The following is a 25,701-nucleotide window of genomic DNA, read 5'->3' as shown; positions in this document are numbered from 1 at the left end:
GTACATTGTCTAGTTTTCTCAACATACAGAACCTTCACAGGGAATGAGTGTGTTCATCGCCCTTGTCAAGTTTAAATGGTTTAACAATCATGTTAAAAAAACAAATGTTACAACTTCATTGTAAATGTGTCGGAAATACTTGTCAAGCTTGCCATCTTAACGTTTGCAGGCCAGTCGTCTTTTCACGTGCCGAATGCAATTCATCCAAAAGAAGTTCGCCAATCATTCTTGATTTAGAAGCTGGTATATTTTATTGTTCACTTGGCCCAATTTAGCATTATTTTGAATGTTTGAGAACAAAATAACAATGGTTTGCCCAGATTTGCTAAAGCTGTTCAAGATATTGAAGCCCGGCATAACACCATGGTTTGAATAGCTTCCGGGAGCAACATAAAATCCCATGCCGTATGTGGAGCTGCTCCCTGGCGTAAACATCTTTTCATAGCTTTTTTGCGAATACAGTTTTCCGTCTATCAGCGCTTGGTCAAATTTGTACATATCTATAGCGCTCATATAAATATCACCCGCTCCATACAGCTGGGATAAATCAGGTATATACGGTGTAACTGTTTTGCTGCCCTCCATCTTATACCCGACGGCAGGATAAGGTTCTTTTTCATATGTTTTGTAAAAGCCTGCATGCGTCATTCCCGCAGGTTTAAAAATATGATTCTTTATGTACTGTTCATAGGGCTCACCGCTTACTTCAGCAATAATATAAGCAAGAACAGAATAGTTGGAATCCTTGTAGTCCCATACGCCCGGCTGACGTTTGATTCCCTGAAGTTCTATATCTTTTATTAAATCGTCCGGAGTAATGGCGCCGTTTCCTTCAATATGTCCGTTTATCCCCGATGTATGTGTAAGCAGATTCTTCAAAGTAATCGTTTGTCCGTTAGGAAAATGAGGTAAATACGTACTTACCGGATCACTTGTCTGAAGTTTCCCCTTTTCCTCAAGCTGCAAAATAGCAGTTGCAATCAGCGCTTTTTGTGATGAACCGACATAAAAAGATGTCAATGGATTATTTTGAATGTAGTGTTTACGGTCAGCATAGCCAAAACCTTTATTTGTTACGATTTCTCCATTTCTGACAATCATGGCTGTTCCGCTGAAACCGATCTCTTCTAAATAATTGCTGATTTTTTGGTTTCGATCCACTGTTTTGATTTGTTCCTCTGATTTTTTGGCAGTTTTCTTTTTGACCGCTTTTTTCTGATCGGTATTTGAAACCGCTGCAGTTTCTTGAGATGGCTCGTTTTCTTCATTATTTCGATGAAGAGCATTCCAAATCGTAATGCAAACCATCACTGCTAAAAGACCAAGCAACAGTTTTCCTCTTTTATTTAGTTTTCTCCGTCTGCGTTTCGCAGTTCTTCTGCGGGTTGGGCTTGTCATTCATTTTTCCTCCCAAAATAAATTCCATTTTGCACACGTTTTGTTAGACGAATAAAGCCCTAAAAAAGTTGTCAAAAAAAGCAATATTTTTATCATTTTTTTGCAAAATACAAAAAAGCTGAGTTTTTCACTCAGCCTTTTGTATCATTTGAAACTGATTTTATTTTTATTCTTCAAATTCGAGTTCTTCTTGTGTCTCTTCAACTTGCTGCTGCACTACTCCGTTATTATCCAAGCCGTAATGTTCGCGAATTTGCTCCTGGATCATCAGCATGATATCTTTATTTTCTTTCAGGAATTGTTTTGCATTTTCACGGCCTTGGCCAAGACGCTCTTCTTCATAAGAGTACCATGAACCGCTTTTTTGCACGATATCAAGTTCAGTTCCTAGATCAATGATTTCGCCTTCTTTTGAAATGCCTTCTCCGTACATAATGTCAACCTCGGCTGTACGGAACGGCGGAGCCACCTTGTTTTTCACGACTTTGATTTTCGTTTTGTTCCCCATTACGTCGTTTCCTTGTTTCAGCTGTTCAGCACGGCGCACTTCAAGACGCACGGAAGAGTAGAATTTCAACGCACGGCCGCCAGGAGTTGTTTCCGGGTTCCCGAACATAACGCCGACTTTTTCACGAATTTGGTTAATGAAAATCGCGATTGTCTTCGATTTGTTAATGGCCCCTGAAAGCTTACGAAGCGCTTGAGACATTAAGCGTGCTTGTAAACCGACATGCGAATCTCCCATGTCGCCTTCAATTTCCGCTTTCGGAACGAGAGCGGCTACAGAGTCGACAACGACAATGTCAACTGCCCCGCTTCGAACTAATGCTTCCGCAATTTCAAGCGCCTGCTCGCCTGTGTCAGGCTGAGACAGTAAAAGCTCTTCAATGTTAACACCGAGCTTTTGCGCGTATACCGGATCTAACGCATGCTCCGCATCGATAAACGCCGCTTGTCCGCCCTGCTGCTGAACTTCAGCAATCGCATGAAGCGCCACAGTTGTTTTACCTGAGCTTTCAGGACCGTATACTTCAATAATCCGTCCGCGCGGATATCCGCCAATTCCCAGTGCTGTATCAAGGGCGAGGGAGCCGCTTGGGACAGTAGAAATTCTTGTATCTGTCTTTTCTCCCAGTTTCATAATGGAACCTTTGCCGAACTGTTTTTCTATTTGTTTAAGAGCCATATCTAAGGCTGCCTGACGATCACTCATTCTATTTTTTCCTCCTTTATGTTACCACTACATATACTATACCCTGTTTGAAGGGATTTGCCAAGAAAAAAGCGAACGCATATTCGGATTTTTTCTTGGCGTGATTCCTATCAAAATATCATAATGTATCAGAGAAATCATGTTTTCTTAGGAGGATAATGTGCTGAAAATATTATTTTTGCTCTAAAAGCTTTAAGATTAAATGGCAGCCGTATTTAGCTCCGCGTTTTCTGATTCCCGTTCTGGAGCCCGCAAAGTGAAACTCGTGAACCTCTTCTTTACCATTTGCGGAAATGCCGATAAACACATGCCCAGGCTCATGCCCTTCTTGAGCATCAGGTCCTGCTACACCAGTAAAGCTAATGCCGATATCGCTGCCAGTGAGTTTTTGAACACCCTTAGCCAGTTCGGATGCGCACTCCTTGCTAACCGCTCCAAAACGATCTAATGTGTCCTTCTTGACACCAAGCACATTCTGCTTCACGTCGTTTGTATAGCAAACGACGCCCCCGGCAAATATTTTTGAGGCACCGCTATGATCCGTCAGCCATTCAGAAAACAGCCCGCCGGTAAAACTTTCTGCCGCAGAAATTGTAATGCCTTTTTCCTTACACGCTATAGATAGCTCTTTTACAAGAGAAGTATCATCGTAACCATAGAAAAATTCACCGACACGCTCTAAGATAACAGCCTCTGTTTCTTTTAACAGACGCTCTGTTTCTTTTTCATCGGCGTGTTTGGCTGTCAGACGCAGCGTCACCTCTCCATCAGCCGCCAAAGGCGCAATTGTCGGATTGGTTTGCGCATCAATAATATCTTCCAAATCGGCTTCAAGCTGAGATTCACCGATACCGAAAAAGCGAAGAACGGTTGACACAATTTTTTCATTTGAACCCATCTTTTTCAGCAGAAGAGGCTTTGCCTCGTTTTCAAACATTGGACGCAATTCGCTCGGCGGCCCAGGAAGAAGCATATAATAGCGCGATTCATGCTCTGTGAGCATTCCGGGGGCCATTCCAAAGTGATTCGCCAGCACGTCAGAGCCTTCGATCACAAGCGCCTGTTTTCGGTTATTAGGTGACATCGTGCGTTTTGTTCGTTTGAAATAGTCCTCAATGGATTGGAATGCCTCATCATTTAAGACAAGCGGGCGTCCCAGCGTACTTGCAATCGTTTCTTTCGTCAGATCATCTTTTGTGGGTCCAAGCCCTCCTGAAAAAATAATGAAGTCAGAGCGTTCTTCAGCAATGCGGATGACCTGCTTCAGCCGCTCCGGGTTATCTCCGACCGCTGTATGATAAAATACGTTGACCCCGATTTCAGCGAGCTGTTTGCTGATAAATTGAGCATTTGTATTGGCGATTTGACCAAGCAGCAACTCTGAACCGACTGCAATTATTTCTGCTTTTTTTGGAAATTCCATGACGAAGTCCTTCTTTCTTAGTTAGATGTTTTTAACGCTTCCCAATTTTTAGAGAAATATTCCCAGCCTGAGACGACAGTAAAGAAGACGGCTACCCACAGCGCCAAGTCTGCAAACGGGAATGACACAAGTTCAAATGGAAGATTATGAAGAAGCAATGCGGATACCGCAATAATCTGTGCCCAGGTTTTGATTTTACCAAGCATGTTAGCAGCTACGACTTCTCCTGTTCCGGCTAAGACAAGCCTTAAACCTGTCACGGCAAACTCCCTGCTGATAATCACAATGACCATCCAAGCTGGAGCGAGATCAAATTGAACAAGGATAATTAACGCTGCGGATACGAGCAGTTTGTCCGCAAGCGGATCAAGAAATTTCCCGAAGTTTGTTACGAGATTCAATTTTCGGGCATAATACCCGTCCACCCAGTCTGTTGTAGATGCAATAATAAATAGAATGGCCCCCGCCAAATGTGCGACCGGGATCGATTCGTCTCCAACTTCGAGCCTGCCCCAGTCAAACGGCGCCAGCATGATAATCATGAAGATTGGGATTAATGCGATTCTAGCTAGTGTGATTTTATTTGGTAAGTTAAACATAAAGCCCCTCCAATTTCATACTCGGACGTGAAGAAAAGTCATCTGGTAATTAAGATGACTTTTCTTCCTTTTTATTTACAATCTTTATGGTTTGTGCCATCACTTTTTTCGGATCAAGTTCATATGAAAGAACCTTACCGTTGATTTTTATTTTCAGATTAGGTGCATATCCAGTGCGGATATCAACTTGTTTCTGATCAGTTATGTCTTTTTTATAGGTTTCGTCTTTTTTCAGCGTTCCTTCTTTTAAAGAGCTGCTGTTTTCATCGCGCACTCGAATCCAGGAGCTGTCTGATGCCTTCAGTTCCAGCTCGATTTTATCAGCGCCGGACACTTCATAAGTCGTTAACGATCCTTCAGTGCCAGCAGCTTTAATCTCCAGCTTATCACTGTCATTTTCTTCTTTCTTATTTTCGTTTTCTTTCGTTTCTTTTTTAGTGTCTGTCTCTTTTTCAGAGCTGTTCTTTTGATTCTCTTTCAGCGTTGAATCTTTAGGGATTTCGTACTTGCTCTCACTTTGCGTAATTGCTTTTTCTGATGCCGCATTGTGATCATCACTGCTTTTGTGATTCGCAAACTGAATGATCGCGTACACAATGGCAATCACGACAATCACGCCGAGAATAACAAGTATCGTTGGCAGCAGCTCCAGCGCCTTAGATGCTGGCTTTGGCATTTCCTTTTGAAGATTCATGCCGGAGATCTTTTCAGACACATCGTCATGATACGTATTAGGGATATCTTTTTTATGCTCCTCAAACAGTTGATCCGCATCAAGCCCAACGGCTTCTGCATATTGCTTGATGAATGCCCGAACATAAAACTTCCCCGGAATAATGTCATAGTTCCCTTCCTCCAAGGCGGTTAAATACCTTTTTTGAATCTTTGTTGCCGCTTGGAGATCATCCAATGACATTGCTTTTTCCTCTCTGGCTTCTTTGAGCCGGATTCCTAGTTCAGTCACAACAAACACCTTCCAATTTTAAAAATCAAAGCTTGAAAACCCGGATTGATCAAACATTTGGGGTTCCTCGGCATGTTCATATGTAATAACCTCATCAGGGTCATTTCTCAGTTCAATAATATAATCAAAGTCATCTAGTGTATACTCTGTATTTTGAACGAATATGTCCGGATGCTCCACCACTTTTGTTGCCGGAAGCCGCATGATTTCTCGGACCAGCTGGAGATGGCGTTCCGATCCTCTTCGTGTTGACACAATTCCGTCAACGATAAAGACATTTTCAGTGCTGTATTCATCGGCAATCAGCTGGCTTCTTATCGTCTGCTTTAGCAAGGTTGATGACACAAACAGCCACCTTTTGCTTGCACACACACTAGAGGCTACAATCGATTCCGTTTTCCCGACACGCGGCATACCTCTGATTCCGATTAATTTATGGCCTTCTTTTTTGAACAATTCGGCCATAAAATCGACTAATAAGCCAAGCTCGTCCCGTTCAAAGCGGAACGTTTTCTTGTCATCGGCATCCCGTTGAATATAACGGCCGTGGCGTACGGCAAGACGGTCGCGAAGCCTCGGTTCTCTAAGCTTCGTTACTTTAATTGTTTCCATCGTTTTTAAGATTGATTCTAATCGTTTAATTTGATCTATATGGCGGCACCTGAGGAGCATTCCCCTTCTGGAAAGATCGACGCCGTTTATCGTTACGATGTTGATAGAAAGCATCCCAAGAAGAGATGAAATATCCCCGAGCAGTCCGGGGCGGTTCACTTGAATTTCATATTCAAAATACCATTCGAGCTTTGCCAAATGATATACCCCCTTCATTGTGGCAAAATTTTACCTTCCTTTATCATAAAGCATTTTTCTCTAATTAGAAAGAAGAATGTTGCTGTGATGAGGAAAACATAAAAAAGAGAGGAAAAATCCCCTCTCTTCCTAGTGAGTGCTGTTATTTTCAACAAGCTTAACCATCATATTGGCAATGGCGTGCTGTTCATCTTTTGATGCTACACTCCAAAGATCTGCCAGCACTTTTTCCTGCTCGTTCTTAGATTCCACTTCATTAGCCAAGTAGCTGCCGATTTCTGTCGCAAGATCTGTAATCGTATCCTGGCTCATACCTTTATCTTGCGCATAGTTCAGACGGTCGCCAAGGAAGTTTTTCCAGCTATCCCAGTTTTCTAATACTGACATGCTTGTTTCCTCCATTTCATGTGAAGTTACAAGATTATTGTGTCCTTCGCAAAAGAAACTATACACCGAATATTTTCGGATCAGCAGTGCCAGCCGCCATTGACCGACAGAATTTGGCCAGTGATATATGACGCTTTTTCAGACAGGAGAAAAGCTGTTGCATCCGCAATTTCTTGCGGCCGGGCCAGCCGGCCGATCGGAATCTCATCAGCGATCTCTTCTTTTTCAGCCGGGGTAAATTGATTCATCATATTTGTATCAACTGCGCCCGGCGCTACGGCGTTTACTCTGATTCCGCTTGGCGCCAGCTCCTTAGCCAATCCTTTTACAAATGAATGCTGAGCTCCTTTTGCCATGCTGTACAGCACTTCACAGGATGCCCCAGTCTCTCCCCAAATCGAGCTGACAGCCACAATTGCTCCCGATTTATTCCGAATCATGCCTGGCAGAAGGTTTCTCGTCAGCATATACGGACTCGCCACATGAAGCTGAACCATTTCCTGGACTGTTGCGTTATCTACATCCGTAATCAGCCCAAAATGGCTTCTTCCGCTGTTTAAAACAATCGCATCAATATGCTGAACAATTGAACTTGTCAGCTTATCTGCTCCATCTTGCGCGGACAGGTCAGCTTGTAATATCTCCGCATTTACGCCAAACATCTGACTTAGTTTTTCAGCAAGCTCCGCTGCCGCATTTTGATTTGTATTGTAATGCAGCAGCAGATTGTATCCTCTAGCTGCAAGGGTTTCGCTGATGCTTTTGCCAATGCCACCGCTTGCTCCGGTGATTAGTGCTGTTTTGTTCATCCTCTTTCCTTCTTTCCGCAGAAAAACACCCCTCACACTGGAGGGATGTTTTGTTTATGATTTAGGAACAACCTTGCAGACAGTCAGTCTGTCTGCAGCAATTTCCTCTTGTATTACGTTCTGGACATCCTCGAGGGTAATCTGCTCGAGTACCGTTACAACGTCAAACAGGCTCATATCCAAGAACGCATAACGGGTAAATTGATTGGCGATGTATTCAGGGGAATTCAGCGCTTTTAAGAATGTACCGATCTTTTTCTTTCTGGCAAGTTCAATCTTTTCAGCAGTAATCAGTTCACCGGCGCGCAAAAGCATGCTTGAAATGTCTTCAGCCAATTGATCAGGCTCAGGCGTATCTCCGCCGATCGCCGCAAAACCAAACCCATATTCAGCAGTAAAATCAAAGCTGAACGTTTCGTCAATATATCCTTTTTCATAAAGGGATTCATACTGGGCAGAGCTTTTGCCAAAAAGAGCTTCAAGCAATAAGTTCATTGAAAGTTCATGCTTTAAGAGCTCTTTGCCTAATTTAAACGGATTTTTTGATTTCAGCCCGACAAGGCATTTCGGTCCCTGCACGTTCATTTTGATCTCTTTTTCTTTTCTGAAAACCGCTTCTTGCTCTTTCACTTCTTCCCGTTTGATCTCCGGCTGATCAGTATACGGCTTTTTCCCCTGGTTTTCTCTTACCTGAGAAATAATCGCTTCAGGATCTACAGGTCCGACAATGAAAAGGAGCATGTTACTCGGGTGATAAAACGTTTCATAGCATTCATAAAGAAGGTCTTTTGTAATATGTGAAATGCTTTCCACTGTTCCCGCTATGTCAATTCTGACAGGATGCTCTTTGTACATGTTTTCAATGACCCCGAAGTAAAGCCTCCAATCAGGGTTATCGTCGTACATATTAATCTCCTGCCCGATAATCCCTTTTTCCTTTTCAACCGTTTTTTCAGTAAAATATGGGTCCTGTACGAAATCGATAAGCGTCTCTAAATTGCGTTCAACATTTGATGTGCTTGAGAAAAGGTAAGCTGTTCTTGTAAATGACGTAAACGCATTGGCAGAAGCCCCCTGTTTGCTGAAATCTTGAAAAACGTCTCCGTCCGCTTTTTCAAACAGCTTGTGCTCAAGAAAGTGAGCAATCCCGTCCGGCACGTGAACCATCTCGTTTTTACCTAAAGGGACAAACCGGTTATCTATCGAGCCGTACTTTGTTGTAAAGACTGCATATGTCTTGTTGAAGCCTTTTTTCGGCAAAACGTAAACATCAAGGCCGTTGGACATTTTTTCATGATACAGCGTCTCCTGAAGCTGTTCATATTCGATTGGTTTGATCAAGATGCACCCTCCGTCCCTTTTAAGAAATAAGTCGTATCAAGCTGAATCTTTTCGCCGGCTTTAATGATATCCTCTTTTGTGACATTCTCAATATTGGCAAGAAAGTCTTCGATAGGAATCTCGACTTGAGCAGCGGCCTGCTGATATAAAAATTCAGATAAACCGTATGCTGTATCAATCGTTTCCAGCACTTGATTTCGAATGACGGCCTTTGTCTGTGCTATATCCTGCTCACTGAAATCGCCATTTTTCATTGCCTGGAATTGCTCAGCAATAATCGAAACAGCCTGTTCATAATTTTTCACTTCAATACCTGACATCACCATTAACAAGCCTTTAAAACTTTCTATACGCGAAGCCGCGTAGTAAGCAAGACTGGCTTTTTCCCGAACATTAATGAAAAGTTTAGAATGAGAGAATCCGCCGAACAATCCGTTAAACACTTGTAAAGCAGGATAATCCTGATCTGTATAAGTGATACTGGTGCGGTAGCCGATATTCAGCTTTCCTTGCTTGACATCCTCTTCATCAATTACTTCTTTTGGCTGAACTTTTTCATCAGCGTGATTGTTTTCAATCGTGCCAAGAGTGCGCTCTTCTGTTTTGAAATACTTATCGATTGCCGATTGTACCTGGTTACTGTCCACATCGCCAACAACATATAGATCAAGCTGGTCTTTTTGGATAGCGCTTTGGTATGTTTCGTATAATTGCTCTGCCGTAATGTCATCGACATCGTCGATTTCACCATTGACATGAAGCGCGTAAGGCTCATTTTTGCACATTTCCTGTATCAGCCTTAAATTCGAATAGCGCATTTTATCATCATAGACGGCTTGGATTCTTTGCTTAAGCGTCCGTTTTTCTTGAGCCACATATTGTGACTGAAAAGCGTCTCCCTCTAAAGCAGGTGAAAAGACGATTTCTGCAAGAAGCTGGAGCCCTTTCTCAAGTAGCGGCGTTTGATCTTTTAAATATTTTTCATTCGGGATTTCAAGCCTGAACGTAATGACGTGCCGCTCTCCTTTTTTCGTAAGATCAGCCGATACTGACGTGCCGTACAGCTCATCCAGGTATGAACGCAATTCTGCGGTTTTCGGATGGCTTTTCGTTCCGCGAAGAAGCACATGCGGAAGCAGCGCTCTTTTGGTGACTTGATCCTTTGTCAGCGGTGCCAGCATCTTAAAAATAAGCGAGACGGTTTTGAATTTTTCTGTTTCTACAATGTGTGCGGTTAAACCGCCGTGCTTTGATTTGAGTTCATTAACATATGACATATGGAACCTCCTTCGTTCATTTCTTAATTAGTATGTATTATGACCAATTTTCAGCATTCGCAGAAACACTCTTTCATGTAATTATAGCAACTGTAGGATTTATAAGGAAACAATAACCTCCGCATGCTGTATAGGTACAGTTGTAAACTGTGCAAGAAAGCGCAAAAAAAGACGGCTGGCTAGACCGTCCCTAAGTTTTTTTCTTCTTCTTCACTTTTTTTAGCATCTACAGTAAAGAGCACTAAAAATAAAGATACGATGCTGCAAAACGCCGAGAGTATGAAAATAATCCAGTTTGCATTAGACATTAATGCAGCAAAAACAGGTGGACCGAGAGCTACTCCTATAAAGCGCATGCTATTGTAGAAGGAGGAAATGGTTCCGCATTGTTCACTTTCAATCCCTTCGGTTATCAGTGCATCTAAAGCAGGAAGAGCCATTCCAATCCCAATCCCGCCAAAGCTTAAAAAGACAAATAAAAAATAAAAACTGTGGTTCCACCACAAGGCAATAAACGAAAGGGTTAACAGAATCATTCCTGTAACAACGCAAAATTTCATTCGGCCTTTATCTTTACCGATCTTTTTGCCAGCTATAAAAGAACTGGTTGACAAAAATAAAAGTGGGATTGCCAGTAATCCGCCTTTAGCTACTCCGTCAATGGCATACTTGTTCTCCAGCGTATCTGACAAATAAAATAATACGCCAAATAACAAAAACATAATGACACACCCGATAATGAAGACCGTATAAAGCCAGCGACCATCCTGTTTAAAGATTTTCTTCACACTCTTAATAAACTCAGAAACAGCAGGCGCATCTTCATCTTCTTCAGGCTTGGCCACCAAAAACAATACGAGAAAAAAGCTGATCAAACAGAAAAACGGAATAAACCAAAACGGTACGAACCAGTACCAAGAAGCCAGTAAGGCTCCAAGTATGGGACTCAGTACCTTACCAGATGTATTGGCGGTTTCAATATCGCCAAGACCAGCGCTGACCTTTTCATCGTCTCCTTTAAACAAGTCGCCGATAAACGGCATGACGATAGGAGCAGCACCTGCAGAACCGATGCCTTGAAGAACCCGTCCCGCCAAGATCATAGCATAAGGATTTTTCATATAGGTCGAGGCAAAAGCAGCTACCGCTCCCCCCAATCCTGCAATGAGGAGGCATGGAAGCAATATTTTTTTTCTCCCGAAACGATCCGACAAATATCCGGCAATCGGAATGCAAATAATTGCTACTACTGAATATACAGTAATGATTAAAGACACTTGAAATGAAGTCACCGACAGCTTTTTCTCCATCATCGGAAGAACAGGAATCAGCATAGAGTTCCCGAGTGTCATCACAAGCGGGACGGAAGACAATGCAATAATATTTTTCATTCCATTTTTCTCTCTCAACATTTTCACCCATTCACTTTCTTGTCATCCCTTATATATTGCGTTAACCGGAATGAAAGTATGTACAAAGAAACATGAATCAGTGCAAATAAAAAAAACAGACACATGCAGGCGTCCGTTTTTAGAATCGTTTACGCAAAACATGAAATCTGAATTTATCCGCTCTAAAATAATTTAAAGAATAAAGCACCGGTTTATCGTGCTGATCGTAATGGGTTTGTTTTAATAGCAAAAGAGCTGTTTCCGGATCGCATTCAAGCACTGGAGAAATGGTATCGTGATAGCCGATCGGTTCTATATCAGTTACTGCATAGCTGATTACGGAGCCTGAATTTTTCTCAAGCAGGTCAAACATAGATTCTTGCTGATGAGAAAAAGAATTCGGCAAAATATTCATCGGAATTTTGTCTATACAATACACAATCGGCTGTCCGTCAGCTGTCCTGACTCGTTCAAGGTAAAAAAGTTCTTGCCCTTCTGCCAAATGAAATCTCTTCGTATCATCTTCAGACGGCATAAGCACTTGTGATGATAGAAAAATCGTGCCAGGGGTCATATTCGCCTGTTCTATCATCTTCGTTACACTGTTCAGCTGTTCAATGCCCGAAAGAAATAACGGCTTAGAATGGACAAAAGTGCCTACACCATGCCTTCTGATAATCACATGCTCTTCTTCCAGTATCCGCAGGGCTTCTCTTAGCGTCGCTCTGCTGACACCAAGCTTTTTGGAAAGCTCAAATTCAGAAGGCAGCTTTTCCTTCTCAGTGTAGATCCCATTTTTTATATCCTCTTTAATTCGTTCAATTACTTTCAAATACAAGTGCCGATTATCAGCTTTTGTAGACATGTTTCCCCTCCGTAAACCACTTTCGATAAAAATTATTGAACAATTGGGACAACTATATCATGTTTTGTCGAAAAAATAAATAGAAAGGTGATCAGTTTACATAATGTTATTATTGACAACTACAGAAAACGGAACTCTCTTCATTAAGAAGAGAGCTCATCATATTTCTCTTTTGATAATAATACTTCCCTAGGTTTGCTGCCTTCATACGGTCCGACAACGCCGCGTTCCTCCATTGCGTCAATCAGGCGCGCCGCTCTCGTATAGCCGATTCTGAATCTTCTTTGCAGCATTGAAACAGATGCCGTCTGCATGCCGACGATTAATTCAACAGCTTCATCATAAAGTTCATCAGTAACCTCGGAATGAGTTTCCGTTATCTCCTCAGGAATCATTTCTTCTTGATATTGCGCTTTCTGCTGCGTAATCACATGGTCGACGACCTTCTCCACTTCGTCATCCGACAGAAATGCTCCCTGCACACGGACAGGTTTGTTAGCCCCTACAGGTAAAAACAGCATATCGCCGCGACCGAGAAGCTTCTCAGCGCCACCCATGTCAAGAATGGTCCTTGAATCCGTCTGTGAAGATACGCTGAACGCGATTCGTGACGGAATGTTCGCTTTAATCACCCCTGTGATAACATCCACCGACGGTCGCTGTGTCGCAATAATGAGATGGATGCCGGCAGCCCGCGCCATTTGGGACAATCTCGTAATCGAATCTTCCACATCAGATGAAGCGACCATCATGAGATCGGCAAGCTCGTCCACAATGACAACAATATAAGGCAGCTCTGGCTGTTTCGCTCCTTCTTCATTGTTGGCGCGTTTTATATAATCATTGTATCCTTCAATATTTCTTGTACCCGTATGAGAAAATAATTCGTACCGCCGCTCCATTTCATTGACAACCTTTTTCAAAGCCTGCGACGCTTTTTTCGGATCGGTTACAACCGGAGCAAGCAAATGCGGAATCCCGTTGTAGACATTGAGCTCTACCATTTTAGGATCGATCATCATCATTTTCACTTCATGCGGTTTCGCGCGCATTAAAATACTTGTAATAATGCCGTTGACACAGACACTTTTCCCGCTACCGGTTGCGCCTGCGACCAAAAGGTGGGGCATCTTGTTTAACTCAGCCAATACAGCTTCACCTGAAATATTGCGGCCGAGTCCAATTAACAGCTTCGCATCCGGTCTGTCATTCAATTTAGACTCCAGCACTTCCTTCAGCGAAACCATTGCCACTTCTGCGTTTGGAACTTCAATTCCGATTGCTGATTTGCCTGGTATAGGCGCTTCGATCCTGATATCCTTCGCAGCAAGCGCAAGCGCTAAATCATCGCTTAAATTGACAATTTTGCTAACCTTCACTCCGACATCAGGGTATACTTCATATTTTGTTACGGCCGGTCCGAGATGAACCTGTGTGACTTTTGCCTTTACGCCAAAGCTTTGGAATGTCCGTTCAAGCTTTCTCGCATTTTCATAAATATTCTTTTTATCAGCCTGCTGGCCGGTATGCTTCGGATCTGCCAGCAAATCCAGTGACGGCATCTCGTAATCCTTATTTTCAAGCTCCGTAAAGGTCATAGGAGGAGCGGAAACAGTTTCCTGATCACCTGTCTCCGGTTGGATGTCCTGAAGCGGCTTCGACACAGGTTCGGCGCGCTTTTCTATAACTGGAGGCCCTTCCTCTTCGTTACGGTCAGAAAAGCTTGAGATAATCGGCTCTGAATGAATAAGAGGCGATACTGTTTCATAATCCCCCTCTTCATCAGGAGGCTCCGGTTCCATTTGCTGTTTTTTGCGGGCCGGTTTTTGTTTTTTGCTCGCTGCTTTCGTTTTTTTCGATGACTGCATATTTGATTTGAAGGATTTCATATCATCAATAAATGCTAACCATTGTTCTTTTATAAAACGTCCAATCGGGCTCATCCACTTTTTCAGCGTTTCTTGCAGTGAGCGTCCTGTCACTAAAATCATTCCAATCAAAATCATGACAATCGCCATGATCTGAGAACCAGTCGACGCAAACAAAAAGTGTGAAGCCGCAAACAGCAGCGCACCGATCATCCCTCCGCCTAAATCAGGTGAAGCAGAGCTGCCATTCATGTCCATTAAAAACAATTCCCACGTATTGCGCACCACGCTTGCGGACTCAATAGACCCTTTGTGCGTCAAATTTTTAAATAGCTGCACATGAGAAAGCAGCAATATGCTTGCGATGATACAGTACAACCCGGCCTTTCGTCTCGTTAAAAGGCTTGGGGTTTTCTTCTTCCAAAACAGCGAGACTCCTAACACCAATAAACCTAACAAGCATAAAATAAACCACTCTCCAGCAAAAAAGCGGAACAAATAGATAAACGTTTGCCCGACTACCCCCAGCTGCAAGATTGCGATAATTGAAATGGCTATACACAGCAATCCGTTGAGCTCGTATTTTATATTGAGCTGTTTCGCCTGTTTTTTTCTTGATTTTCGTTTTTTCTTTGCCACACTCATCACCTTACTGCGTTAAAAAATGTAAGTTCATACATAATGAAGAAAGCAGCCGTTTACAGGCTGCGTTTTTTCTGTAGGATTCCCCTATTATAGCATATTTTGCCCTTAAAAAAGGGTTGGATTCTTATACGTTTAATTTCAGCTTTTGTCCCGGTGAAATGTCCGGATGAAGAAAATGCATTGGATTGGTGCTCATGATTTGAATGACTTCCGCTTCATTCCCTTTCATTTCGACTAGAAGCGGTACACCTTTATATTCAATTTGCTCATGTGCGCTTGTCTCTTGGTTCTGTTCTGCAAACACAATTTCCTGCGGCATCACGGTATAAAGAATCATTGAATCATCCGTCCTTCTTCTTTCCTTGCTTCATCGATGAGCTCATTCAGTTTATTGATTGCCTGTCCGACACCACCTGCATGATCGATCAATCCGTATTTAACTGCATCCTTACCGACTACATTTGTTCCGATGTCGCGTGTTAAGTTTCCTTTTGAAAACATTAGCTCTTTAAACTTCTCTTCGGTTATATTGGAATGGCTTGTCACAAATTTAACAACTCTTTCTTGCATCTTATCTAGGTATTCAAACGTTTGCGGCACCCCGATGACCAGCCCGGTGAGCCTAACGGGATGAATCGTCATCGTTGCTGTTTCGGCAATATAGCTGTAATCACAGGATACAGCTATCGGAACGCCGATGGAATGCCCCCCGCCAAGCACGATAGAAACGGTCGGTTTCGATAAAGATGCAAGCATTTCCGCTATGGCAAGACCAGCTTCAACATCTCCTCCGACAGTATTTAATATGATCAGCAAGCCTTCAATTTTGGGATTTTGTTCAATTGCCACAATCTGCGGGATGACATGTTCATATTTTGTTGTTTTGTTTTGCGGAGGTAGCTGAACATGGCCTTCAATTTGTCCGATAATGGTCAGACAATGAATATTTGTATCTTGGGGCAGCTGCGGAAGCGTCGTTTCACCAAGCTGCTGTATTTTATTCATAATGCTGTCCTTCGCATCATTTTTTTCAGGACGCTCTTCTTCTGTGTTTTCCATACGATGATCCATCTCGCTTTCATCCTTTCCGAGTTTCTCTTTGTATTATGAACAAAGATACTTCATTCAATCCCGGCATGAAGGACAAAAAATAAAGACCGGAGCAGCTCCGGTCTTTAGTCAGTCATTATACTTCCATAATAATTGGGATGATCATCGGTTTACGTTTCGTTTTTTCATAAAGGAATTGGTTCAAAGCATCCCGCATTGCCTGCTTCAGTGTTGACCATTCGACATTTGATGTTTCAGTCGCTTCTGTCACGATGGACCGGACAAGCTCAGTAGCCTGTACGATAAGACCTTCAGACTCTCTTACATAAACAAAACCGCGAGTGATAATTTCTGGTCCTGATACAAGATGTTTCTTTTGTTTATCAAGTGTAATGACAACGATTAAAATTCCGTCCTGTGAAAGCAAGCGGCGGTCTCTCAATACGATATTGCCGATATCACCGACACCTAAACCATCAATTAAAATATTGCCGTAAGGAACTTTATCCCCAATTTTTACGTTTTGGCCGCGGAATTCAACGACGTCTCCTTTTTCAATTAAGAAGATGTCACTGCGCTTCATGCCGGTTTCTTCAGCAATTTTTGAATGAGCTTTTTGCATTCTGTATTCGCCGTTTACAGGAATCAAATATTTTGGTTTAAGCAGATTGATCATCAGCTTTAACTCTTCTTGTGAGCCGTGACCTGATACATGAACACGCTTTTGGGCAAAGATGACTTGTGCACCGGCTCTCGCAAGAAGATCTACTGTTTTAGAATAAATGAGTTCCTGCCCGGGAATCGGAGTTGACGCGATGACAACCGTATCCCCTTCTTCAATGTTCAGCTGTTTGTGAGCTTTGTTTGCCATTCTTGTCAGAGCAGCTAATGGTTCACCTTGGCTTCCGGCTGTAATAATGGCCACTTCGCGCTTCGGATATTTTTTGACATCCTGTACAGAAATAAACAATTCATCATCAGCTTCAATGTATCCTAACTTTCTCGCCAGCTGCAGAACAGATTGAAGATTTTTTCCGGCTACGGCAATCTTTCTGCCATTTTGAGCCGCTGCATGAATGACTTGCTGAATCCGGTTAATATTGGATGCGAAAACAGCAATAATCACCCGGTTCTCTGAATTATACAGCGCATCCGAAATTTCTCCGCTGACAGCCGCTTCCGAAGGGGTGTAACCCGGCCGTTCCGCATTTGCACTGTCAGAAAGCAGCGCGAGCACGCCGCTATTGCCGATCTTGGCGATCTCGCCAATGTCGCACGTCTGATTAAGTGCAGGAGTTTGGTCAAATTTGAAGTCTCCTGTGCATACAATAGATCCAAGTGATGTTTTAAAGCTCACACCTACAGAATCAGGAATGCTGTGAATCGTTCTAAAGAACGAAACTTTTGTTGATTCAAATGTAATGACAGATTTTGAGTGAATTTCTCTTAAATCAGTTTTTCGGTTATGTCCGTATTGTTTTAATTTCTCTCTTAACAGTGCAAGCGTCAGTTTTGTTCCGTACACTGGAACGGACAGCTTGTTTAATAAGTAAAAAACGCCGCCGATATTTTCATCGTGCCCGTGCGTTAAAAAGATTGCCTTGACGCGGTCAGCCCGTTCAATCAAATATGATATGTCAGGAATTACTACATCAATACCGAGCATTTCGTTTTCTGGATGCATAAGGCCGGCATCAACGACAAATATGTCTGAGTCAATTTCAATGACATAAAGGTTCTTCCCAATCTCTCCGACACCGCCAAGGGCGATAATTCTAACGTTTTCTGTATTTTTCTTTTTCAAAATCTATATCCTCCTAGTCTCATACCCGTCCATCATCACTTGTTCCTATTATAACTGAAAGTAAATTTAGAAAACAAGATAAAGCAGAAGGTTTAGGGAAAACCAATATGTAAAAGAAACGGTCAAACTCAGCTGAATGTGAGAATGACCGCGTTTGTTTCACTGTATGAAATTTTCTTACAGTTCGCTGATCGTGCTGCTTAAGCTCAGACGTTCATCCTCAGTTAACGGGACAAGAGGCAGACGCACCGAACCGACATCAAGACCTCTCAGCTGAAGCGCTGTTTTGACTGGAGCAGGATTAGGCGCTTTAAACAGTTCCTTCATAATCGGCAGCAGTTTCTGATGGATCAGTGCCGCATTAGCTGTTTGCCCATTCGTATAATTTTTGATCATTTGCTGCATATCAGAGCCTGCAATATGGCTCGCCACTGATACAACTCCTCTTCCTCCAACTGAAAGAATAGGAAGCGTCAGAGCGTCATCCCCTGAATAGACATAGAAATCTTCCGGTGTTTCAGCAATTATTTTTGTAATCGCTTCGAGATCTCCGCTCGCTTCTTTAATGGCAACTACATTCGGAATGTCAGCCGCCAAACGGATTGTCGTTTCAGGAGCAAGAGAAGCAACCGTACGGCCAGGAACATTATAGAGCATAACCGGAAGAGATGTCTCTGCCGCAATTGCTTTAAAATGCTGGTACATTCCTTCTTGAGAAGGTTTATTGTAATACGGGGTAACAAGCATAACAGCGTCCACGCCCGCTTCCTCAGCTTTTTTTGTCAGCTTAATGGAATCTTTCGTGTTGTTGCTTCCAGTACCAGCGATAACGGGCACCCGTCCGTTTACTTCTTTTACCGTATATTCAAAAAGCGCAATTTTTTCTTCAGTTGAAAGGGTCGGAGATTCTCCAGTTGTTCCCGCTACTACTAAAGAATCCGTTCCGTTTTTCAACAAGTAATCAATCAGTGTAGACAGTTTTTGAAAGTCTACGTTCCCTTTATTGTCAAAGGGTGTAATCATCGCTGTAGACACATTTCCGAAATTCATTTTATTCACCTCATCATGATTCAATCACATTTACTTCGAAAGTTCAAACACTTCATGCAAAGCGTTTACAGCAGGTACCATATCCGCTTCATGGACGAGCACCCATATCGTCGTATGGCTGTCAGCCGACTGAAGGATCGGAATTTCTTTTTCTGAAAGAGCCGATACAATTTTGGACGTAACACCGGGAACACCCATAATGCCCGCGCCGACCGCCGATACCTTCGCGCAGTTTCTCGTCACCATAGGATCATAGCCCATATCCATTAAAATACGCTGAGCTGTTTCTGTTTTATTTCCGGCTACCGTATAGACGATTTCACTAGGTGTAATGTTAAAGAAATCGACACTGATTCCAGCGTTTGCCATAGCCTTGAACACTTCAGTCTGAACGTTATACTGGCCGATTTTCGCAGGCACTTTGAACTGCGTGACATCCTTGACATGGGCGATTCCCGTAATCAGCCTTTCAAAAACATCACTGCCGACCTTGGAAGAGTGATGTGATGTCACCAATGTACCTTTATCATTCGAATAAGTCGAACGGACGCGGATCGGAACCTTGGCCTGCATTGCGATTTCCACAGCACGCGGATGAATGACCTTGGCCCCCTGATACGCCAGGTTGCAGATTTCCGTATACGTCACGACAGGAAGCGGTTTTGCATTTTCCACCACTCTTGGGTCAGCAGTCATCACGCCTTCTACATCGGTGAAAATATCGATGTATTCCGCATCAACAGCTGCTCCGAGTGCGGCTGCAGACGTATCGCTGCCCCCTCTGCCGATTGTTGTTGTATCACCCTTTTCAGTTGCGCCCTGGAAGCCTGCGACGACTACCGCATCATGATTGGCGAGCACACTGAATAAACGCTCCGGTTTCATTTCAATGATTTTCGCATTGGTATGCTGATCATTCGTTAAAAAGCCAGCCTGAGCCCCTGTCAGCGCAGTTGCTTTCACACCGTTATCAAGCAGCATGCTTGTAAAGACGACAGAGGAAATAGTCTCTCCGCAAGATAAAAGCAAATCCTGCTCCCTAGGAGAAATCGCTGACTGATCGCCGTAAAGCAGCCCGAGCAAAGAATCTGTTGCATACGGGTCTCCTTTTCGGCCCATCGCTGAAACGACAACGACAACCTTATATCCTTCACTGATTGCTTCTTTAATATGCCCTAAAGCCAGTTTGCGGCCTTTATCATCTTTTACTGATGTTCCGCCGAACTTTTGAACAATTATCTTCACTGTTTTCACTCCAAATTATTCGGACGTAACAGAAGAGAGCAGGCTAATAGCGCCTTACTCTCTTCTATTCGTCTTTAGAAAATTCTCTCTTTTATACGAGGTTTAGTTTTTTCAGGCTTTCTGCAATTTGAACAGAGTTCCATGCCGCGCCTTTTAATAGGTTATCAGAAACAACCCATAAATGAAAACCGTTTGCTCTGTCCAAGTCTTTGCGGATGCGGCCTACAAACACATCGTTTTTGCCGACAGCATCAGCAGGCATCGGATAAAGCTGCTGGCTTGGATCATCCTGAAGTGTCACGCCCGGAGCTTCTTGCAATAGATTTTTAATATCTTCAACTGTAGCGTCATCACGGTCTATTTCGATGTAGACGGACTCTGAGTGCCCAGTTTGGATTGGCAGTCTCACACATGTAGCCGCTACTTGAAGGTCAGGCATGTGCATGATTTTTTTCGTTTCATTTATCATTTTCATTTCCTCAAACGTATAGCCGTTATCTTGGAATTTATCGATTTGCGGAATCGCGTTGAAGGCGATTTGATAGTGTTTTTTGTCACCTTTTACAGGCATGATCTCAGGCTCTATTTCTTCTTTATTTAAAATCGCCTGTGTTTGGCTGTAAAGCTCTTTTACAGCTTCATTACCCGCTCCTGATACTGCCTGGTAAGTTGATACGATGACCTTGTTTAAGCCATATGCTTTGCGGATCGGTTCAAGTGCCGCAACCATTTGGATTGTAGAGCAGTTTGGATTGGCAATAATGCCGTTGTGTTCATGCAAGTCTGCCTCATTCACTTCTGGCACAACAAGCGGTGTATTTTCGTCCATGCGGAACGCGCTCGTATTATCTATAACAATAGCGCCGCGTTTTACAGCTTCTGGTGCCAATGCTTGTGATACGCTTCCGCCGGCGCTGAACAAAGCAATATTTACCCCTTCAAAGCTCTCAGGAGAAGCTTCCTGAACAGTCAGCTCTTGGCCTTTAAACGTGACTTTTGTCCCCGCAGAGCGTTTTGAAGATAGCAATGTAAGTGTGTCCATTTCAAAGTTTCTGTCTTCAAGTGTTTTAAGCATTTGTTGTCCCACAGCCCCTGTCGCTCCGACAACAGCTACGTGTAAACCTCTTCCCATCTGTAAAACTCCTTCCGCCAATCAGCTTCATTGAATTGATTTGACTATGATTTTACGTTTTATTTTACCATAGAATATGCAGGTGATGACCGAATTTTTTAGTTTGGGAAAGATTTTCTGTAAATTTAGTCATTTCCCTGATAATTCTCAACTAGAATCGGCTGAAGCTGCTGGTGCATAAGTGCCTTTTCAATCGTTTGCGGAAGCAGATCCATTTTGGCTACCATTGAATTCGGTTTTTTAAATGGATCATCTTGCCCGAATGGAATAAAAAAGATATTTTTTGTTGACATGAGCCTCATTAAATTTGTTCCGTTTAAACCGAGAGCATCATTTGTCGAGATACCCAGAACGACAGGCCGATTGTTTCGGATTGTCGCTTTTGCCGCCATCAGCACCGGGCTGTCCGTCATGGCATTTGCCAGCTTGCTCATTGAATTGCCTGTTAAAGGCGCAATGACCATGCAGTCAAGGGGCAGCTTCGGCCCAAGAGGTTCTGCCTTTACAATCGAATCAATGGCCTCATATCCAGTCAGGTCTTCAATTTTTTTAACCCATTCTGCGCCCTCTCCAAATCGGGTATTTGTGGATTTCACATTAAATGTGACTACCGGACGGACTTCAGCTCCTTCGTTGACCAACGCCTCAATTTGCGGGAAAACCGCTTCATATGTGCAATGTGACCCGGTCAGCCCAAACCCGATTCTTTTTCCTTTTAATGACGACATCCTTATTTCCCCTCCTCAGCTTGTATTTCAGCCAAAAGCTTGCTCAAGACGTTTGCAAGGATTTGCCCAGCTGTTTTAGGAGCGACAATCCCTGGAAGACCGGGAGCAAGAAGTGCTTTAATCCCTTGTTTTTCGGCATATTTAAAATCCGTTCCCCCGGGACGTGAGGCCAGATCCAATATTAAGGTTTTTGGTGTCATGCTAGAAAGTACCGATTGATTTAAAATCATACTCGGTATGGTATTAATGCAAATATCTATATCTTTTACATGCTCTTTCAGCTCATCGGTATGAAAAGGAACGAGCCCCATTTCAGTGATACGTGCCAGATGCGCTGAACTTCTTGCCCCCACTTTTACATTCGCCCCGAGCGCGGCAAATGTACGGGCAATTGTCATCCCGGTGCGCCCCAGACCGAGAACAGCCACCTGTGATCCGTGTATCGTATAATCCGTGTGCTGAATAGCCAGCATGATCGTTCCTTCTACTGTCGGAATAGAGTTGTATATCGCAATGTCATCCCGCTCAAACAGCTTAACAAGTTTTCTTTTTGCCTGAGCTGCAATGTTTTCTAAATAGGCGTTAGAAATTCCTGAGAAAATGACACAATGTGCAGGCGTTCTGTCGAGATGGTCCTGTTTTAACACAACTTCTTCATTCGAAAATACAGTCGATACGACACCTTCTCCTGTTGTCGCGGATACTGGAAGAATGATGCTGTCTATTTGCTGAAAAGGAATTTCATCAATATTGCATTTTACTGCCCCGGTAAAACCGTGATCCAATTGGTCAAAACCGACAAGATAGATGTCAGCCTGCTGTTCAGTGAGCTTTCTTATAATTTCGAGCTGTCTTGCGTCACCGCCGATAACTGCAATTTTCAATCCGGTTAACATTCTAAACGTTCACCTTCTTTGTATATACTGGATCTCTAGTTGTTAAGCTCCCCTTCATCTTATGATCAAAAGGAAATACCGGTGAATATAAAAGATGCGCTTTTTCCATATAAAAAAACATCGGCTCCGGCAGCCGATGTTTCAGGTGTTTTCTTTAGAGCCCACTTCACAGTCAATTGGGCTATTTACTCTTGTCGAGGAGGCATTTCCTCAGGTACATCTAATATAATCATATCTGAACCGATCTTTTGAATATGATGCCATGGGACACGAATGTCATGACCTTGCTTTCTCAAACCAAACCACTTAACTGTGGGAATGAGGAGTGCTGTAATCTGTCCATCCTGTTCATTGATTTCTAAATCGGTCTGGCCGAGCACTCCGAGCCGTTCAGCTCTTTTGATGTCTACAATTTCCTTTCCTGATAATTCACTGAGCCGCATGTCTGTCACCCCCTTGTACTATGTATGATGAAAGGGATTAAAAAATGCCTGCTCCATTATGGGGCAGGCTTTCCTTTTTAAGACGGCATATTGCCGGAAGGGCTGATAAGTGCTAATGCATAGTCTTCGGTAAACAATTGTCTGGCAAGGCCATTAACACGCTCTAAGTTCACGGCGTTTAATTCATTGATGATTTCATCTAATGTTTTATGTTTGCCGAGCAGCAGTTCATTTTTTCCGTTTCGGCTCATTTTGCTGTTTGTGCTTTCTAAGCTCAGCATTAAGCTTCCCTTCATTTGCTCTTTGCTGTTTTCCAGTTCTTTCGAGGTAATGCCGTCACGTTTTAATGTGGCAAGGGTTTCTTGAATTGTTTCCGACAGCTGCTGAAGCTGATTTGCACCCGTTCCGCCGTAAATTGTGAGCATTCCGCTGTCCTCATATGAGCTGTGATAGCTGTAAACAGAATAAGCAAGTCCTTTATCTTCACGCACATCCTGGAACAGTCGGCTGCTCATGCTGCCTCCGAGCACATTATTGAGGACAATTAAATCATAAATACGTTCATGGCCAACCTCTAAGCCTTTAAATCCAAGACACAAATGAGCCTGCTCTGTTTCTTTTTTTCTCGTTAGTTTTTCCGTGTGGAACTCAGGCTTCTCAAGGCCTGTCGCTTTGCCTTTCGCCTCGTATGACCCGAACCATCTTTCTACATCTTTGATAAAACTGTCAGATATATTACCCGCTACTGAAATCACCACTCGGTCCGGCGTATAATAATCATGCATGTATTGTCTGAGAGAGTCACCGTTAAAGGAAGCAAGCGTTTCTTCCGTGCCTAGAATTGGGTAGCCTAAAGAATGATTGCCGTAAGTGGCTTTGCTCAATAAATCATGTACAATGTCGTCCGGCGCATCTTCGTACATTTTAATCTCTTCATATACTACATTTTTCTCTTTTTTCAGCTCATTTTCATCAAACGTTGAATGAAAGAACATATCTGCTAATACGTCCAGCGCGTAATTCGCATGCTCGTCAAGCACCTTTGCATAGTAGCAGGTATATTCCTTTGAAGTAAACGCATTGACCTGGCCGCCAATACGATCAAAAGATTCTGCTATCTCGCGTGCAGATTTTGTGCTCGTCCCTTTAAAGAACATGTGCTCTAAAAAGTGAGAAATTCCGTTTATCTCCGGCGTTTCATGTCTCGAACCTGTGCCGATCCATACGCCGATCGCAACAGAACGGACTGTCGGGTTATTTTCCAGCACAATTCTTACACCATTTTGACACGTATATCGTTTAATCAAATTTGTTCCTCCTATTCAAAGACAAGCTGCCTTCATCTGTTACTTCAATAGTCTTGTTTCATCCATTAGTTCAGTGACTGTTCCAAGCGCATATCCTTTGTCTTTTATCTTTGTAATCAGCGCTTCAAGACTTTCCGCCGTAGGGTCAGTCGGATGCATTAAAATCATGGCACCATTATGTATCTTGCTTAACACTCTCGTCTGAAGTACAGACGGAGACGGCTTTTGCCAATCGATTGTATCAACTGTCCACATGACTGTTCCCATCTGTTTCTCAGCTGCAATGTCGATAACCGCTTTTCTGAAACTTCCGCTCGGCGGAGCGAACCACTTTGGCTTAACGCCGATCGCTTGTTCTATTTGCTCATTAGTCTTGTCGAGCTGCTCGGAAATTCTTCCTGTAGTCAGTTTGCTCATATCCGGATGATTGTATGAATGATTTCCGATTTCATGTCCGTCTTTTGCAATCTTCTTAGCGAGCTGTTCATTGTTTCTCACCCAATTGCCTTCTAAAAAGAACGTAGCTTTAACCTGGTGCTTTTGCAGAATAAGGAGCATTTTTTCCAAATACTCATTTCCCCATGCCACATTGATTAAAAAAGCCACCATCGGCTTGTCAGGATTTCCTTTATAAATAGGCTCAGGCTGAAGTGACTCAAGATGAACACTTGGTTTTACTTGGCTGTACACCAAGTCTTTTTCCCGAAACTCACCATGTTTTTTCATTTTTTTATATGATTGTTCAATATTGACCTTTAACCCATTGTAGCCTGGAATGCTTTTCCACACTTTATCGATTCTTGCATTCTGGGGCTTAACTTCGTACTCCGGCGCTTTTTGAAGCAATTCTTCATATAACGGGTCTTTTGACGCCGTGACAGTCACCGTATCTTTTTTCATTGCCCCTATATAATCAAGTGCATGCGGATTTTCCATCATCTCAAATGAGACAAAAAAAAGAAATAAAAAAACGGCAAACGGTACAAATTTTTTGTACATGTTCTGTCCCCCCTCACCTCACATTATGAAGGAGAAGGACAAGGTAGAACCCGCCTG

Annotated in this window: 24 protein-coding genes; all 24 read right to left on the bottom strand. The window is 43.0% G+C overall.

Features of this window, described 5'->3' with window-relative positions; genetic code table 11:
* Window positions 1-222: 222 nt before the first annotated feature.
* Window positions 223-1,398: a serine hydrolase domain-containing protein gene (locus tag CW370_RS04335; RefSeq protein ID WP_024571889.1), complete on the bottom strand. Its 1,176-nt coding sequence runs from the start codon at window positions 1,396-1,398 to the stop codon at window positions 223-225.
* A 166-nt stretch (window positions 1,399-1,564) separates the two neighbouring features.
* Window positions 1,565-2,611: a recombinase RecA gene (gene recA, locus CW370_RS04330; protein WP_014664021.1), complete on the bottom strand. Its 1,047-nt coding sequence runs from the start codon at window positions 2,609-2,611 to the stop codon at window positions 1,565-1,567.
* A gap of 172 nt (window positions 2,612-2,783) precedes the next feature.
* Window positions 2,784-4,034: a competence/damage-inducible protein A gene (locus CW370_RS04325; RefSeq protein ID WP_101169497.1), complete on the bottom strand. Its 1,251-nt coding sequence runs from the start codon at window positions 4,032-4,034 to the stop codon at window positions 2,784-2,786.
* A gap of 17 nt (window positions 4,035-4,051) precedes the next feature.
* Window positions 4,052-4,633 carry a CDP-diacylglycerol--glycerol-3-phosphate 3-phosphatidyltransferase gene (pgsA, locus tag CW370_RS04320; RefSeq protein ID WP_003244753.1) on the bottom strand — a complete coding sequence of 194 codons (582 nt, stop codon included), beginning with the start codon at window positions 4,631-4,633 and terminating at the stop codon, window positions 4,052-4,054.
* A gap of 49 nt (window positions 4,634-4,682) precedes the next feature.
* Complete coding sequence (gene rodZ, locus CW370_RS04315; protein WP_024571398.1) at window positions 4,683-5,597, bottom strand: cell shape determination protein RodZ; 915 nt, start codon at window positions 5,595-5,597, stop codon at window positions 4,683-4,685.
* 18 nt (window positions 5,598-5,615) lie between these two features.
* On the bottom strand, window positions 5,616-6,407 hold the full coding sequence (locus tag CW370_RS04310; RefSeq protein WP_003220998.1) for a DUF3388 domain-containing protein: 792 nt from the start codon (window positions 6,405-6,407) through the stop codon (window positions 5,616-5,618).
* A 129-nt stretch (window positions 6,408-6,536) separates the two neighbouring features.
* Window positions 6,537-6,794: a DUF3243 domain-containing protein gene (locus CW370_RS04305; RefSeq protein WP_003245199.1), complete on the bottom strand. Its 258-nt coding sequence runs from the start codon at window positions 6,792-6,794 to the stop codon at window positions 6,537-6,539.
* A gap of 80 nt (window positions 6,795-6,874) precedes the next feature.
* The gene (gene ymfI / locus CW370_RS04300) at window positions 6,875-7,603 is read right to left on the bottom strand and encodes an elongation factor P 5-aminopentanone reductase (protein WP_024571397.1); all 729 of its coding nucleotides are present in this window, start codon (window positions 7,601-7,603) and stop codon (window positions 6,875-6,877) included.
* A gap of 54 nt (window positions 7,604-7,657) precedes the next feature.
* Entirely contained in the window at window positions 7,658-8,944 is a 1,287-nt protein-coding gene (gene yfmH, locus CW370_RS04295) for an EF-P 5-aminopentanol modification-associated protein YfmH (protein WP_003244823.1), read from the bottom strand.
* Window positions 8,941-10,221, bottom strand: coding sequence for an EF-P 5-aminopentanol modification-associated protein YfmF (gene yfmF, locus CW370_RS04290; protein ID WP_024571396.1), 1,281 nt, complete (start codon window positions 10,219-10,221; stop codon window positions 8,941-8,943). The genes yfmH and yfmF overlap by 4 nt, the downstream gene beginning before the upstream one ends.
* 179 nt (window positions 10,222-10,400) lie before the next feature.
* Window positions 10,401-11,612: a bacillibactin exporter BcbE gene (gene bcbE / locus CW370_RS04285; protein WP_080262569.1), complete on the bottom strand. Its 1,212-nt coding sequence runs from the start codon at window positions 11,610-11,612 to the stop codon at window positions 10,401-10,403.
* A 139-nt stretch (window positions 11,613-11,751) separates the two neighbouring features.
* Entirely contained in the window at window positions 11,752-12,477 is a 726-nt protein-coding gene (locus CW370_RS04280) for a GntR family transcriptional regulator (protein WP_003245732.1), read from the bottom strand.
* A 143-nt stretch (window positions 12,478-12,620) separates the two neighbouring features.
* Complete coding sequence (spoIIIE, locus tag CW370_RS04275; RefSeq protein WP_157829189.1) at window positions 12,621-14,984, bottom strand: DNA translocase SpoIIIE; 2,364 nt, start codon at window positions 14,982-14,984, stop codon at window positions 12,621-12,623.
* Window positions 14,985-15,114: 130 nt separating this feature from the next.
* Window positions 15,115-15,327, bottom strand: coding sequence for a TepA modulator TepJ (gene tepJ, locus CW370_RS04270; protein ID WP_003231871.1), 213 nt, complete (start codon window positions 15,325-15,327; stop codon window positions 15,115-15,117).
* Window positions 15,324-16,061 carry a translocation-enhancing protein TepA gene (gene tepA, locus CW370_RS04265; protein WP_003245712.1) on the bottom strand — a complete coding sequence of 246 codons (738 nt, stop codon included), beginning with the start codon at window positions 16,059-16,061 and terminating at the stop codon, window positions 15,324-15,326. The genes tepJ and tepA overlap by 4 nt, the downstream gene beginning before the upstream one ends.
* A gap of 115 nt (window positions 16,062-16,176) precedes the next feature.
* Window positions 16,177-17,844 (bottom strand): ribonuclease J2, encoded by a 1,668-nt coding sequence (gene rnjB, locus CW370_RS04260; RefSeq protein ID WP_014476833.1) that lies wholly within the window; start codon window positions 17,842-17,844, stop codon window positions 16,177-16,179.
* Between the two features lie 177 nt (window positions 17,845-18,021).
* On the bottom strand, window positions 18,022-18,894 hold the full coding sequence (dapA, locus tag CW370_RS04255) for a 4-hydroxy-tetrahydrodipicolinate synthase (protein WP_014476832.1): 873 nt from the start codon (window positions 18,892-18,894) through the stop codon (window positions 18,022-18,024).
* 30 nt (window positions 18,895-18,924) lie between these two features.
* Window positions 18,925-20,139: an aspartate kinase gene (gene dapG / locus CW370_RS04250; protein WP_077670738.1), complete on the bottom strand. Its 1,215-nt coding sequence runs from the start codon at window positions 20,137-20,139 to the stop codon at window positions 18,925-18,927.
* 91 nt (window positions 20,140-20,230) lie between these two features.
* Window positions 20,231-21,271 carry an aspartate-semialdehyde dehydrogenase gene (asd, locus tag CW370_RS04245; protein WP_049140028.1) on the bottom strand — a complete coding sequence of 347 codons (1,041 nt, stop codon included), beginning with the start codon at window positions 21,269-21,271 and terminating at the stop codon, window positions 20,231-20,233.
* 125 nt (window positions 21,272-21,396) lie between these two features.
* The gene (gene dpaB / locus CW370_RS04240; protein WP_003231884.1) at window positions 21,397-21,999 is read right to left on the bottom strand and encodes a dipicolinate synthase subunit B; all 603 of its coding nucleotides are present in this window, start codon (window positions 21,997-21,999) and stop codon (window positions 21,397-21,399) included.
* A 2-nt stretch (window positions 22,000-22,001) separates the two neighbouring features.
* Window positions 22,002-22,895, bottom strand: coding sequence for a dipicolinic acid synthetase subunit A (gene dpaA / locus CW370_RS04235; protein ID WP_101169495.1), 894 nt, complete (start codon window positions 22,893-22,895; stop codon window positions 22,002-22,004).
* A gap of 185 nt (window positions 22,896-23,080) precedes the next feature.
* Window positions 23,081-23,338, bottom strand: coding sequence for a YlmC/YmxH family sporulation protein (locus CW370_RS04230; RefSeq protein WP_003231890.1), 258 nt, complete (start codon window positions 23,336-23,338; stop codon window positions 23,081-23,083).
* Between the two features lie 77 nt (window positions 23,339-23,415).
* Window positions 23,416-24,645: a M16 family metallopeptidase gene (locus tag CW370_RS04225; RefSeq protein ID WP_101169494.1), complete on the bottom strand. Its 1,230-nt coding sequence runs from the start codon at window positions 24,643-24,645 to the stop codon at window positions 23,416-23,418.
* A 39-nt stretch (window positions 24,646-24,684) separates the two neighbouring features.
* Window positions 24,685-25,644: a polysaccharide deacetylase family protein gene (locus CW370_RS04220; protein WP_101169493.1), complete on the bottom strand. Its 960-nt coding sequence runs from the start codon at window positions 25,642-25,644 to the stop codon at window positions 24,685-24,687.
* Window positions 25,645-25,701: the final 57 nt, after the last annotated feature.

This window comes from Bacillus sp. SN32 (genome assembly GCF_002837495.1).
Lineage (GTDB): Bacteria > Bacillota > Bacilli > Bacillales > Bacillaceae > Bacillus > Bacillus subtilis.
Note: the sequence above shows the minus strand (reverse complement) of the source record. Positions and strands in the feature narration are given on the sequence as shown.

Bases quoted from the DNA above. Each gene is read 5' to 3' on its own strand.
- CW370_RS04335 (WP_024571889.1), bottom strand. From the start codon at position 1,398: ATGACAAGCCCAACCCGCAGAAGAACTGCGAAACGCAGACGGAGAAAA.
- recA (WP_014664021.1), bottom strand. From the start codon at position 2,611: ATGAGTGATCGTCAGGCAGCCTTAGATATGGCTCTTAAACAAATAGAA.
- CW370_RS04325 (WP_101169497.1), bottom strand. From the start codon at position 4,034: ATGGAATTTCCAAAAAAAGCAGAAATAATTGCAGTCGGTTCAGAGTTG.
- pgsA (WP_003244753.1), bottom strand. From the start codon at position 4,633: ATGTTTAACTTACCAAATAAAATCACACTAGCTAGAATCGCATTAATC.
- CW370_RS04305 (WP_003245199.1), bottom strand. From the start codon at position 6,794: ATGTCAGTATTAGAAAACTGGGATAGCTGGAAAAACTTCCTTGGCGAC.
- ymfI (WP_024571397.1), bottom strand. From the start codon at position 7,603: ATGAACAAAACAGCACTAATCACCGGAGCAAGCGGTGGCATTGGCAAA.
- yfmF (WP_024571396.1), bottom strand. From the start codon at position 10,221: ATGTCATATGTTAATGAACTCAAATCAAAGCACGGCGGTTTAACCGCA.
- bcbE (WP_080262569.1), bottom strand. From the start codon at position 11,612: ATGAAAAATATTATTGCATTGTCTTCCGTCCCGCTTGTGATGACACTC.
- CW370_RS04280 (WP_003245732.1), bottom strand. From the start codon at position 12,477: ATGTCTACAAAAGCTGATAATCGGCACTTGTATTTGAAAGTAATTGAA.
- tepJ (WP_003231871.1), bottom strand. From the start codon at position 15,327: ATGATTCTTTATACCGTGATGCCGCAGGAAATTGTGTTTGCAGAACAG.
- tepA (WP_003245712.1), bottom strand. From the start codon at position 16,061: ATGGATCATCGTATGGAAAACACAGAAGAAGAGCGTCCTGAAAAAAAT.
- dapA (WP_014476832.1), bottom strand. From the start codon at position 18,894: ATGAATTTCGGAAATGTGTCTACAGCGATGATTACACCCTTTGACAAT.
- asd (WP_049140028.1), bottom strand. From the start codon at position 21,271: ATGGGAAGAGGTTTACACGTAGCTGTTGTCGGAGCGACAGGGGCTGTG.
- dpaB (WP_003231884.1), bottom strand. From the start codon at position 21,999: ATGTCGTCATTAAAAGGAAAAAGAATCGGGTTTGGGCTGACCGGGTCA.
- dpaA (WP_101169495.1), bottom strand. From the start codon at position 22,895: ATGTTAACCGGATTGAAAATTGCAGTTATCGGCGGTGACGCAAGACAG.
- CW370_RS04230 (WP_003231890.1), bottom strand. From the start codon at position 23,338: ATGCGGCTCAGTGAATTATCAGGAAAGGAAATTGTAGACATCAAAAGA.
- CW370_RS04220 (WP_101169493.1), bottom strand. From the start codon at position 25,644: ATGTACAAAAAATTTGTACCGTTTGCCGTTTTTTTATTTCTTTTTTTT.